Origin of the sequence: Micromonospora sp. NPDC051296 (assembly GCF_040682255.1) — a bacterium.
Lineage (GTDB): Bacteria > Actinomycetota > Actinomycetes > Mycobacteriales > Micromonosporaceae > Micromonospora > Micromonospora craterilacus.
In genome coordinates, this window is sequence record NZ_JBFBAO010000217.1 from 1 (window position 1) to 12,012 (window position 12,012).

Sequence of the window (12,012 nt, forward strand, 5' to 3'; positions counted from 1 at the left end):
GCACGCCCGGCACGGCCCGGCACGCCCGCCCGGCCCGGCACGTGCGGGAACGCGGGAGGTTAGAAGCCGAGGGCCTGAGCGCGGCGTTTGACCTCGCGGGCGTGGTCGCCGGCGAGGGCGGCGGCGGGGGAACCGCCGCGCAGGGTGTCGTCGGGCTCGTAGAGCCAGCGCAGCGCCGCCTCGTCGTCGTAGCCGGCGTCGGCCAGCAAATTGAGCACGCCGGGCAGGTGCTTGAGCACGGTGCGGTTGGCCACCAGGTCGGCCGGGATCCGGCGGACACCGTCGCGGCGTACCGCGATCAGTTCCCGGTCCCGGATCATCTGGTGGACCTTGCTGATCTGCAGGTCGAGCCGTTCGGCGACGTCCGGCAGGGTCAGCCAGCCTGCCGCGTCGGCGGGGCCGGCCTCGGGCAGGGCGCCAGCGGCGGGTACGGAGTCGGTCACCCGACCACCCTGCCACGTCGCCCCGGCACCGGGTCAACGGCCTCCCGACAGTCACCCTGAGCAGGGCGGACCCCAATCCCGTACCTGCGGTGTACCCGCGGGCGGCCACCCGGGCTGTAGCATCCTGTTCAACCTTCATCCTCCGACACATAGACTCCCTGCCGATGGACACACAGGTCGCCGACACGTTGCTGGGCTCGCTGATCGACGGGCGCTACCGCATCCGCGGTCGCGTGGCCCGTGGCGGCATGGCGACCGTGTACACCGCCACCGACGAACGACTCGAACGCACCGTGGCGGTCAAGATCATTCACTCGACCCAGGGCCCCCCGGGCCGGGCCGGGCTGGCCAGCTTCGTCGACCGGTTCACCGACGAGGCCAAGACGATCGCCCGGCTCACCCACCCCAACGTGGTTGCGGTCTACGACCAGGGCACCCACGCCGGGATGCCGTACCTGGTCATGGAGTACGTACGCGGGCGCACCCTGCGCGAGGTGCTGACCGAGCGACGCCGGCTCAACCCGGACGAGGCGCTGGCCATCACCGAGCAGATGCTCGCCGCGGTCGCCGCCGCCCACCGGGCCGGACTGGTGCACCGGGACGTCAAGCCGGAGAACGTGCTGGTCGCCGAGGCACCCAGCGGCGGCCCGGCGAACCTCGTCGACAGTGTGGTCAAGGTGACCGACTTCGGGCTGGCCCGGGCGGTCGAGGCGAGCACCGACCACGACAGCGGCAACCAGTTGATGGCCACCGTGGCGTACGTCGCGCCCGAGCTGGTCACCGACGGCCGCGCCGACCCCCGTACGGACGTCTACTCGGCGGGCATCGTGCTGTTCGAGATGCTCACCGGCCGGGTGCCGTACGAGGGCGACCGGCCGATCGACATCGCCTGGCAGCACGTCGACCGGGACGTCCCCGCGCCGTCGACCCTGGTGCCCGGTCTGCCACGGGTGCTCGACGACCTGGTCGCCCGGGCCACCCGGCGGGACCCGGCGGCCCGCCCCGCCGACGCCGGCGCTCTGCTGACCGAGGTGCGGGTGGCCCAGGACGGCCTGGGCAACTCGAACACCCACACCGCCATGCTGTCCCCCGTGGCCGACGGCCCGGCGGTGTCCCAGCCGACGATGGTGGTGTCCACGGTCCGCCCGACCGAGCGGCCCTCGTGGGCCCGGCTGCCGGAGGCCGGCACCCCCGCCCGGGGCCGACGCCGGGCGGCCCCGGACGACAGCGAGCACCTGGGCTCCCGCCTGGCCACGCTGCGTACCCGGCTGCTGGGCGACTCCAACGGCCGCCTCGCCATCGCCGCCGTCGTGGTGGTGCTCGGACTGGTGGCCGCGCTCGGCGGCTGGTGGTTCGGGGTGGGTCGCTACTCCACCGCGCCGGAGCTGGTGAGCATGAGCAAGGCCGAGGCGGAGGCGCAGGCGGCCCAGGGCGGCTTCACCCTGCGGTACACCGAGCCCCGGTACGACGAGCAGATCCCCCGCGACGGTGTGGTGGCGCAGGACCCGGCCTCGTCCGCCCGGATCCTCAAGGGCGGCACCATCACCCTGACCCTGTCGCTGGGTCCGGCGCAGTTCCCCCTTCCCGATGTGGTCGGCAAGGAGTTCGACCTGGCCGAGGCGGACCTGGTCAGCGCACAGCTGGAGGTCGTCAAGGGCACCGCCCGCTACGACGACAGCCTGCCGGAGGGCGTGGTGGTGGCCACCAAGCCGGAGGCGGGCAAGGAGGTCAAGCCGGGCGACAAGATCACCGTCATCCTCAGCAAGGGCCGGGCCCCGATCACCGTGCCGAACCTGGTCGGTAAGAACCTCAACGAGGCTCGCGCGCAGATCGCGCAGCTCGGCCTGGTGCTGGTGGAGCCGACGTACAAGCAGTCCGACAAGCCCCGCGACGAGGTGATCGGGCAGAGCCCGGCCGACGGCAGCGGCGTGGTGAAGGGCGCCCAGGTCCGGCTGGAGGTCAGCGAGGGTCCGCCGCAGGTGGCCGTACCCCGGGTCATCGACCTGCCCTGCCAGCAGGGCAAGCAGGTGCTGGAGAGCCAGGGCTTCCCGGTGGAGATCCAGTTCAACCCGGAGGCCGTCGTCCGGTTCCAGAACCCGCCCGAGAACACCCCGGTCCCGCCGGGCACCCCGGTCACCATCGGGTGCTTCTGATGGCAACCGGGAATCCGGGCCACCGCCCGGTCGGCTCGCACACGCCCACCTCGGGCGGGCTGGCAAAGGCGGCGCTGCCGTACCTCGACGCCGCCGGCTCAGAGGTGGCGCAGGTCTACGTCGGCAACTCCCGTGGGTGGGCGATGCCGGCCGGGGATCCGGCGCAGGACGCGCTGTTCCGCGACGGCTGCGCCGAGCGGGGCGTCCCGGTCTACATCCACGCGTCGCTGCTGGTCAACCTGGGTTCCCCGACCGCCGCGACGGTCGAGCGGTCGGCACAGTCCCTCGCCCACGCGCTGCGCCGGGGCACCGCGATCGGCGCGCGCGGGGTGGTGTTCCACGCCGGTAGCGCGGTGGACGCCGGGCACGCCGAGGCGGCGATGCGGCAGGTACGCGAGTCCCTGCTGCCGCTGCTGGACTCGGCCGCTGCCAGCGGCGGGCCGATGCTGCTGGTCGAGCCGAGCGCCGGTGGCGGCCGGTCGCTGGCCTGCCGGGTGGAGCATCTCGGGCCGTACCTCGACGCGGTGGACCGGCACCCGTGGCTCGGCGTCTGCTTCGACACCTGCCACGCCTGGGCCGCCGGGCACGACCTTGCCGCCGAGGGCGGCATGACCGAGACCCTGGACGCCCTGGTGGCCGCCGTCGGGGCGGACCGGCTGCGGCTGGTGCACGCCAACGACTCGAAGGACCTCTGCGGCTCCACCCGCGACCGGCACGAGAACATCGGCAAGGGCATGATCGGCGAACCGGCCTTCGCCGAGCTGATGCGCCACCCGGCCACCGCCAACGTCCCGATCCTGGTGGAAACCCCCACCGAGCGCCACGAGGGTCACGCCGCCGACATCGCCACCCTCCGCCGCCTCCTCCCCTGACCCAGCTGCCAGCTGCCCGCTGCCCGCTGCCCGCTGCCCGCTGCCCGCTGCCCGCTGCCCGCTGCCCGCTGCGGCGATCTTGCACTTTCGGTCGCCCTTACGCCCCTTTCAGGGCTTATGTGGCGGCAAAAAGTGCAAGATCGCGGGGTTCGGGAGGGCGGTGGGTCAGGCGCGGAGGATGCGGGTGAGGATAGTGGCGGCGCGGGTGATGGCGTTGTCGGTGACGTCCATGTGGGTGACCAGGCGGGCCGTGCGGGGGCCGAGCACTGAAATGAGTACGCCTTCGGCGCGGGCGGCGGCGGCCAGGGCGGGCGCGTCCAGGGGTGCCTTGGTCAGGTCCAGCGGCACCAGGTTGGTGCGCACGGTGGCGGCCAGCACCCCGAACGGGGCGATCGCCTCGGCCAGCCGGGCCGCCTTCGCGTGGTCCTCGGCGAGCCGGTCGACATGGTGGGCGAGGGCGTACCGCCCGGCGGCGGCCAGGATGCCGGCCTGACGCAGCCCACCGCCCATCCGCTTGCGGATCACCCGGGCCCGCTCGATCTTGTCGGCGGTGCCGACGACCAGCGAGCCGACCGGTGCACCGAGCCCCTTGGACAGGCAGACCGACAGCGTGTCGAACAGCGCGCCGTAGGTGGTCAGCGGCACCCCGTCGGCGACGTGCGCGTGCCAGATCCGGGCGCCGTCGCAGTGCAGCGCCACCTGCGCGACGTCCGCGACCTCGCGCAGCTCACGCAGCGTGGCCAGCGGAATCACCCCGCCACCGCCACGGTTGTGGGTCTGCTCCACGGCGATCGCCCGGGTGGGCACCGCCCAGTAGCCGTCGGGACGGATCATGCCGGCGACCGCGTCGGGATCGATCTCCGCGCCCACCGCCGGCCAGGTCCGCGAGGTCATCCCGCCGTACGCGGCGGCAGCCCCCATCTCGTACGTGACCACGTGCGCGTCGGCGTCGCAGAGCAGCTCCGCGCCGGGCGGCACCAGCAGTTGCAGGGCGATCTGGTTGGCCATCGACCCGCTCGGGCAGAACAGCGCCGCCTCGTGCCCGAACAGCGCGGCGACCTCGGCCTCGAGGGCGTTGACCGTCGGGTCCTCGCCATAGACGTCGTCGCCGACCTCGGCGGTGGCCATCGCCTCCCGCATCCCAGCGGTGGGCCGGGTCACCGTGTCCGAGCGCAGGTCGATCAACATGTCTCCACTTTCGGTCGCGTCAGCCACGGTCATTCTTTCGGCTGCCGACTGCGGGGCTCGCAAGCTCACTCCTCGCGTCAGCCACGGAGCATCTCCGCTACCAGGAAGGCCAGCTCCAGCGACTGCTGAGTGTTCAGCCGCGGGTCGCAGGCGGTCTCATACCGGTCGGGCAGGTCGAGGTCGGCGATGCCCTGTGCGCCACCGAGGCACTCGGTGACGTCCTCGCCGGTCAGCTCGACGTGCAGGCCGCCCGGGTGGGTCTCCAGGCCGCGGTGCACCTCGAAGTAGCCCAGCACCTCGTCGACGATCCGGTCGAAGTGGCGCGTCTTGTAGCCGTTGGACGACTCGTGGGTGTTGCCGTGCATCGGGTCGCACTGCCAGACCACCTTGGCGCCGGCGGCGGTCACCTTGGCCACGATCGGCGGCAGCGCGTCGCGGACCTTGTGGTTGCCCATCCGGCTGATCAGGGTGAGCCGGCCGGGGATGTTGTCCGGGTTCAGCTTCTCGCACAGCTCGATCGCCTCGTCCGGCGTGGTGGTCGGGCCGAGCTTGACCCCGATCGGGTTGGCGATCCGGGAGATGAAGTCGATGTGCGCCCCGTCGATCTGCCGGGTGCGCTCGCCGATCCACAGGAAGTGCCCGGACAGCCCGTACGCCCGGGCGCCGGAGACCCGGGTCAGCGCCCGGTCGTACTCTAGGGCCAGGGCCTCGTGCGAGCAGTAGAGGGTGACCGTACGCAGCGCGTCGTCGTCGGTCATCCCGCAGGCCCGGATGAAGGCCAGCGCGCGGTCGATCTCGCGGGCAATCGCCTCGTACCGCTCGCCGGCCGGGGAGTTGCGCACGAAGCCCTTGTTCCAGTCGTGCACGGCGTGCAGGTCAGCCAGCCCGCCGGCGAGGTAGGCGCGAAGCATGTTCATCGCGGCGGCCGAGTTGGCGTACGCCCGGATCATGCGCTGCGGGTCGGCGACCCGGGCCTCCGGGGTGGTCTCCAGCGAGTTGATCATGTCGCCGCGGTAGGCCGGCAGGCCCCGGGCGTCGGTCGGCAGCGACCGGGGCTTGGTGTACTGCCCGGCGACCCGGGCCACCTTGACCACTGGCAGCGACGCGCCGTAGGTCAGCACGATCGCCATCTGCAGCAGTGTGCGGGCGTTGGCCAACAGGTGGCTCTCGGTGTTGTCGGCGAAGGTCTCCGCGCAGTCGCCGCCCTGCAACAGGAACGCCTTGCCCTCGCAGACCAGCGCGAGGCGCTGCCGCAACTGGTCGACCTCGTACGGGGCGACCACCGACGGCACCGTGTCGAGCACCTTGCAGACCTCGGCGACCTGGGCCTGGTCCGGCCAGGGCGGGGTCTGGGCGCGCGGCAGATTCCGCCAGCGGTCCAGGCCGAGGGCCTCGTCCTCGGCGGAGTCGACGGTCGGGCGGCTGGTCTGCAGCACCGGGCTGCCCACCGCCGGATGGCTCAACTGATGCCACTCATGGCGCATGACATGCAGCGTACGGCGACCGGCGGGGCGACCGGCCAGCGAGGGGCCGGGTTCCGGCAGATGGACGACGCCGGACGACTACGCAGGTCAGGGCGTCGGCTCGGGGGCGGGGCTGTTCCCGCCGGGCCGCTCGTCCGCGATGCACCAGTCGAGCCCGTCGCGGGTGACCGTGAACAGCAGCTTCCGGGTCAGCTTGCGGCTGCCGGCGGTCACCGCGATCGAGGTGCTGACCTCCTGCCCGGCCGGACCCGGCCGGACGTCGATGATCTCGGCCCGGGGTACGTCGAAGTGGTCGGCGAAGTCCCCGTTCGGCCCGGTCGCGGCCTCGTCGTACGCTTCGTGCAGCACCGTGCAGAGCTGGCTGCGCCCGGCCGCCACATCCTTGGCCGCCATCGCGTCGAGGTACGCCTGCACCCGCTCCCGGGACTTCGCCATGGCCTCCTCGGCCGGTGCCCGCCCGGGCTGCTCCGCCTCCTCCTCGCTGTCGAGGAGCCCGCAGCCGAACAGTGTGAACGGCACGGTCGTGAGCAGCACGGCGGTGGCGGCCGATCGCCGGTACCTCACCCGCATCGCTACCTCCCCGACGGCGGACATCGAGACACGTCCGAGCGGCGAGTCTGTCACACCCAACCTCCGATGCAAGGAAGGGCCCCTTCCTGGTCGCACGCCGGACGGGGAGGGGCCGGTGCGGGCCCCTCCCCGTCGTGTGGGTGACGCGTCGGCCGTCGGCTCAGCCGAGACCGCCCTTGATGGCGCTGATCAGCTCACCGTTGCTGGTGTCACCGGAGAGCTCCCAGAAGAAGGCGCCACCGAGGCCCTGGTTCTTCGCGTACGTCATCTTGCCGTTGATGGTCGACGGGGTGTCGTAGCTCCACCAGTTGCTACCGCACTTGGCGTACGCCGTCCCGCCGACCGTGCCGGTGGCCGGGCAGGTGTTCTTGAGCACCTTGTAGTCCTCGATGCCCTGCTCGTAGGTGCCCGGAGCGGGCCCGGTCGCGGTGCCGCCCGCCGTGGTCTGGGTCACCCCGGTCCAGCCTCGGCCGTAGAACCCGATGCCGAGCAGCAGCTTGTTGGCCGGGATGCCCTTGCTCTTGAGCTTCTGGATGGCCGCGTCCGACCAGAAGCCCTGCTGCGGGATGCCGGCGTACGAGTTGAGCGGCGAGTGCGGGGCGGTGGGGCCCTGCGGGGCGAAGGCGCCGAAGTAGTCGTACGTCATCGGCATGATCCAGTTGAGGTTCGCCGCCGCGCCGGCGTAGTCGGTCGCGTCGATCTTGCCACCGTTACTGCCGTCGGCGGTGATCGCGGCGGTGACCAGCGCCGACGAGCCGAACCGGGTCCGCAGCGCGCTGATCACGTTCTTGAACGCGTTCGGGCCGCTGGCGTCGCAGGTGAGACCGCAGGCGTTCGGGTACTCCCAGTCGATGTCTATGCCGTCGAAGACGTCCGCCCAACGCGGGTCCTCGACCATGTTGTAGCAGCTCTCGGCGAAGGCGGTCGGGTTCTGCGCGGCCTGGGTGAAGCCGCCGGACCAGGTCCAGCCGCCGATCGAGTAGATCACCTTGAGGTGCGGGTACATCCGCTTGAGCTTGCGCAGCTGGTTGAAGTTGCCGCGCAGCGGCTGGTCCCAGGTGTCGGCGACGCCGTCGACGCTCTCCGCGGCGGTGTACGCCTTCTCGTAGTCGGCGTAGCTGTCACCGATGGTGCACCGGCCGCCCGTGGTGTTGCCGAAGGCGTACAGGATGTGGGTCAGCTTCGCCGCCGAGCCGCTGGTGTGGATGTTGCGGACGTGGTAGTTGCGCTGGTAGACGCCCCACTGGACGAAGTAGCCGACCACCTTCTGCGCGCCCGGTGGCGTGGTCGGCGGCGGGGTGGTCGGTGGAGACGTGGTCGGCGGCGTGGTCGTGGGCGGCGTGGTGGTCGGCGGGGTGGTGGTCGGCGGCGGGGTGCCACCCCCACAGGACGCGCCGTTGATGGTGCAGTTCTGCGGGGCCACGTACCCGCCGGTGCCGTTGTAGCCCCAACTGAAGGAGGCCCCTGGCGCCAGCGCGCCGGCCCAGCTCTTCTTGACCGCCACGACCCGGTTGCCGGTGCGGGTCACGTCGGCGTCCCAGAAGCTGCTGATGCTGGTGCCCGAGGGCAGGTCGAACTCGATGCGCCAGGTGCTCACGCTGGCGTCCGAACCGTTGGTGATGGTGACCCTCGTCTCGTGACCGGTCCCCCAGTCCTGCACCCGGGTGAACGAGGTGGTCACGCTTCCGGCGCCGAACGCCGAGGCCATCGGGACCGTGGCGACGGTCACCGCGACCACGGCGCCGACCCAGAGGGCCCGGCGGAGCGATCTCTTCATGTGGCGTCTCCAAACAGTTAGGAAACTTTCCAAAATGTTGAGGAGACGCTACTCACACGCCATCACTTCGTCAAGATGTGCATGTTTCGATTTCCATGCCCAGCCGAAACCACCCCGACCCGCGTGGTGGGTCCGGGCGTCGCCCGGACGGAGCCGCGACCACCACCGGCTGCACGGCGCCACGACAGCGGGCGCGCCGGCCCACGGGGTGTCCAGCGGTAGCCTCGCGGCATGACCGTCTTCGACATCCCGATCGGCGCGCTCTCCGGCGGCCCGGCCGATCTCGCGCAGTACCGCGGACGCGCCCTGCTGGTGGTCAACGTCGCGTCCCGCTGCGGCCTCACTCCGCAGTACGCCGGCCTCCAGGCACTGCACGACGAGTACGCCGACCGTGGACTGGTGGTGCTCGGCGTGCCGTGCAACCAGTTCGCCGGCCAGGAGCCCGGCAGCGCCGCAGAGATCAGCGAGTTCTGCCAGGTCAACTACGGGGTGACCTTCCCGCTCACGGAGAAGATCGAGGTCAACGGCCCCGACCGGCACCCGCTCTACGCGGCCCTGGTGGACACTCCCGACGCCGAGGGCCACACCGGCGACATCCGCTGGAACTTCGAGAAGTTCCTGGTCGCCCCCGACGGCACCGTCGCCGCCCGCTTCGCTCCGACGGTCACCCCCGACGACCCCACCCTCCGCACCACCATCGACAAAATCCTCCCCACCCCCTAACAACCCACCCCACCCCTCGCCGCTCCGATACACCTCCCCGCCGCCGCGATCATGCAGTTCCGGTCGCCATTTTGCCCCAATTGGCCCTTTTTGCGGGGACGATAACTGCATGATCGGCGGGGCGGGGCGTTGCGGGGCGGGGCGTCGGCGGGCGGGGCGGTGGGGAGTGCGACTAGGTGGTGGGAGGGTCGGCGTGGCGGTTGTGGGGTTGATTGGGAGCGGGCACATCGGGGGGACCGTTGCGCGGTTGGCGGTGGGCGCGGGTCACGACGTGGTGCTGAGCAACTCGCGGGGGCCGGAGACCCTGACCGGGCTGGTCGACGAGTTGGGGCCACGGGCCCGCGCCGGGACGGTGGACGAGGCAGCCCGGGGCGGCGACCTGGTGGTGGTCACCATCCCGCTCCGGGCGTACCAGGCAGTGCCGGCGCAACCACTGGCCGGCAAGGTCGTCATCGACACCAACAACTACTACCCGCAACGGGACGGCCAGTTCCCCGAGCTGGACGCGGGCACCGCCACCAGCAGCGAGCTGCTGCAACGCCATCTGCCCGAGGCCCGGGTGGTGAAGGCGTTCAACAACATCTTCTTCCGGCACCTGCTCGCCCTGGCCCGGCCCACCGGCGCCGCCGATCGCAGCGCACTGCCGGTCGCCTCCGACTACACGGACGCCAAGGCCACCGTCGCCGCTTTCCTCGACCGGATCGGCTACGACGCCGTCGACGCCGGCACGCTCGCCGACAGCTGGCGCTTCCAGCCGGACACCCCGGCGTACGGCGTTATCTACTCCGCCGACCCGACAAACTGGGAACAGGAGTCCCCCGCCGACGCCGACCGGCTCCGGGCCGCCCTCGCCGCAGCCAGCTAGTGTGCCCGGTGGGCGCTACGGATCAGCCCTCGCCGGCCACGCCGCCGCCACGGCGGGCACGCCACTCGGGGGCCAGCACCGACCAGACCTCCAGGTCGATCCGGCCGTCCGGGCCACGAAGCACCCCACGAAGTACGCCGTCCCGTTGCATGCCGAGCCGGCGGGCCACCGCGATGCTGCGTACGTTGCCGGCGTTGGTCCGCCACTCGACCCGGTGCAGGCCGCGCTCGACCAGCGCCCAGTCGATGATCCGGCTGACCGCGCGGGTCACCAGACCCCGACCCTCCGCCGTCGGCTCCAGCCAGCAGCCCGCCTCGCAGACCCCGGTCGCGGCGTTGAGCGACACCAACAGCACCCCGCCGACCAGCGTGCCGTCGCACCAGATGCCCCAGATGCCGCCGTCGTCGCGGGCCCACCGGTCGGCGTAACGCTGGAGCACGTGCCGGGCCCGGTCGAGGTCGGTGGCCACGAAGGACGGCGACACCCAGGGCGAGATGTGCTCCCGGGCCCGGTCCAGGTTGGCCAGGAACTCCTCGGCGTGCCAGGGGTTCAGCGGACGCAACTGCGCATCGGCGGTCAACGGCGAGGCGAACATCAGGCAACGGTAGTGCGGCGGCGGGTAACGGGTACGCCGGGGTTGCCGTCAGATCGGGCGGCGGCCGGCGAAGCCGCAGTCGGCGCGGTGGTACCAGCGCACGTCGCTGTCCCCCTCCAGCCAGCACCAGAGCACCTGCCGGCCCTCGCGCTCGCCGGGGAAGTCGAGCAGCACCGGCGCCACGCCCTTGACCTCGATGCCGTGCTGCTGCAGTTCGTCGAGGACCGCGTACAGCCGGGCCTCCAGGGCCTTGACCTCGGGCCGGCCGCCGAGCGCGCTGACCCCGTGGGTGGTCAGGTCGGCCTGCAACTCGGCCAGGTCGGCCCGGACCCGGATCAGCTCGTCGACGCGGGGGTGCAGGGTGGCCACCAGGTGCCGGGCCTGGGCGAGTGTGAACACCGCGACAGTATGCGGCACACCGGTCGCCGGAACGACCCGGTGACGCTCACTCGGCCTGGGCCGCCAGCTCCCGGGCCCGGTCCCGGGCCGCCTCCAGGGCGGCCAGCAGCGCCGCGCGTACGCCGTGGTTCTCCAGCTCCCGAATGGCGGAGATGGTGGTACCCGCGGGCGAGGTGACCGCCTCGCGCAGCTTCACCGGGTGCTCGCCGGAGTCGCGCAGCATCACCGCCGAACCGATCGCGGTCTGCACGATCAGGTCGTGCGCCACCTGCCGGGGCAGGCCGAGCAGGATGCCGGCGTCGGTCATCGCCTCCACGAGCAGGTAGAAGTACGCCGGACCGGAGCCGGAGAGGGCGGTCACCGCGTCCTGCTGGGTCTCGGGCACCCGGATCGTCGCGCCCAGCGGCTTGAACATCTCCTCGGCCAGCGCCAGGTGCGTGCCGGTGGCGTGCGCCCCGGCGGAGATGGCGGTCATCGCCTGGTCCACCAGGGCCGGCGTGTTGGTCATGACCCGGACCACCGGCGTGCCCTCGGGCAGCCGGCGGCTGAAGAAGCTGCTCGGCAGGCCGGCGCAGAGCGAGATCACCAGCTTGTCGGCGGGCACCTTGGGCCCGATCTCGTCGAGCAGCGCGGCGGCGTCCTGCGGCTTGACCGAGATCGCCAGCACCTCGGCCTCGTCCACCGCGGTGAGGTTGTCCACCACCCGTACGCCGTAGCGGGCGGCGAGTTCCTCGGCGCGCGCCGGCCGGCGGGCGGTGGCCAGCAGCCGGTCCACCGGCCAGCCCGAGCGCAGCAGGCCGGAGAGCATCAGCTCACCGATCTTGCCGGCGCCGATCACCGCGACGGTGTGCACCCCGGCTGACACCTGACGTACCCCCTCCGTGTGCCGGCGTCGCGGCGGGCCGGGTGGCTGAGCAACCGACAAGTGTTCACCCAGAGCAGC

The 12,012-nt window shown here is 72.1% G+C and carries 12 protein-coding genes; 4 read left to right on the top strand and 8 right to left on the bottom strand.

What is annotated here, in order from left to right:
• Positions 1–59: 59 nt before the first annotated feature.
• Entirely contained in the window at positions 60–413 is a 354-nt protein-coding gene (locus AB0M52_RS21605; RefSeq protein ID WP_363956453.1) for an Rv2175c family DNA-binding protein, read from the bottom strand.
• 194 nt (positions 414–607) lie between these two features.
• Here AB0M52_RS21605 and pknB point away from each other — a divergent pair, with 194 nt between their 5' ends.
• Both pknB and AB0M52_RS21615 read left to right on the top strand, forming a co-directional pair.
• Positions 608–2,596, top strand: a complete 1,989-nt coding sequence (pknB, locus tag AB0M52_RS21610) for a Stk1 family PASTA domain-containing Ser/Thr kinase (RefSeq protein ID WP_363956428.1) — start codon at positions 608–610, stop codon at positions 2,594–2,596.
• Positions 2,596–3,468 (top strand): deoxyribonuclease IV, encoded by an 873-nt coding sequence (locus AB0M52_RS21615; RefSeq protein WP_363956431.1) that lies wholly within the window; start codon positions 2,596–2,598, stop codon positions 3,466–3,468. The genes pknB and AB0M52_RS21615 overlap by 1 nt, the downstream gene beginning before the upstream one ends.
• A gap of 165 nt (positions 3,469–3,633) precedes the next feature.
• Here AB0M52_RS21615 and AB0M52_RS21620 read toward each other — a convergent pair whose 3' ends face one another.
• The 4 genes from AB0M52_RS21620 to AB0M52_RS21635 all read right to left on the bottom strand — a co-directional run bounded on the left by AB0M52_RS21620 (position 3,634) and on the right by AB0M52_RS21635 (position 8,487).
• Positions 3,634–4,656 carry a GntG family PLP-dependent aldolase gene (locus tag AB0M52_RS21620; RefSeq protein ID WP_363956456.1) on the bottom strand — a complete coding sequence of 341 codons (1,023 nt, stop codon included), beginning with the start codon at positions 4,654–4,656 and terminating at the stop codon, positions 3,634–3,636.
• 77 nt (positions 4,657–4,733) lie between these two features.
• Positions 4,734–6,140, bottom strand: coding sequence for a class II 3-deoxy-7-phosphoheptulonate synthase (locus AB0M52_RS21625; protein ID WP_363956434.1), 1,407 nt, complete (start codon positions 6,138–6,140; stop codon positions 4,734–4,736).
• Between the two features lie 87 nt (positions 6,141–6,227).
• Positions 6,228–6,710, bottom strand: coding sequence for a hypothetical protein (locus AB0M52_RS21630; RefSeq protein ID WP_363956437.1), 483 nt, complete (start codon positions 6,708–6,710; stop codon positions 6,228–6,230).
• Positions 6,711–6,870: 160 nt separating this feature from the next.
• On the bottom strand, positions 6,871–8,487 hold the full coding sequence (locus AB0M52_RS21635) for a glycosyl hydrolase family 18 protein (protein ID WP_363956440.1): 1,617 nt from the start codon (positions 8,485–8,487) through the stop codon (positions 6,871–6,873).
• A gap of 231 nt (positions 8,488–8,718) precedes the next feature.
• Here AB0M52_RS21635 and AB0M52_RS21640 point away from each other — a divergent pair, with 231 nt between their 5' ends.
• The gene (locus tag AB0M52_RS21640; protein ID WP_363956443.1) at positions 8,719–9,210 is read left to right on the top strand and encodes a glutathione peroxidase; all 492 of its coding nucleotides are present in this window, start codon (positions 8,719–8,721) and stop codon (positions 9,208–9,210) included.
• A 193-nt stretch (positions 9,211–9,403) separates the two neighbouring features.
• Positions 9,404–10,075 carry an NADPH-dependent F420 reductase gene (locus AB0M52_RS21645; protein WP_363956445.1) on the top strand — a complete coding sequence of 224 codons (672 nt, stop codon included), beginning with the start codon at positions 9,404–9,406 and terminating at the stop codon, positions 10,073–10,075.
• 22 nt (positions 10,076–10,097) lie between these two features.
• On the opposite strand, the gene AB0M52_RS21650 is transcribed toward AB0M52_RS21645, so the two are convergent.
• The 3 genes from AB0M52_RS21650 to proC are packed head-to-tail and all read right to left on the bottom strand — an operon-like array spanning position 10,098 to position 11,934.
• Complete coding sequence (locus AB0M52_RS21650) at positions 10,098–10,670, bottom strand: GNAT family protein (protein WP_363956448.1); 573 nt, start codon at positions 10,668–10,670, stop codon at positions 10,098–10,100.
• Positions 10,671–10,718: 48 nt separating this feature from the next.
• Positions 10,719–11,069 carry a DUF2203 domain-containing protein gene (locus tag AB0M52_RS21655; protein ID WP_363956450.1) on the bottom strand — a complete coding sequence of 117 codons (351 nt, stop codon included), beginning with the start codon at positions 11,067–11,069 and terminating at the stop codon, positions 10,719–10,721.
• A gap of 46 nt (positions 11,070–11,115) precedes the next feature.
• Entirely contained in the window at positions 11,116–11,934 is an 819-nt protein-coding gene (gene proC, locus AB0M52_RS21660) for a pyrroline-5-carboxylate reductase (RefSeq protein WP_363956459.1), read from the bottom strand.
• Positions 11,935–12,012: the final 78 nt, after the last annotated feature.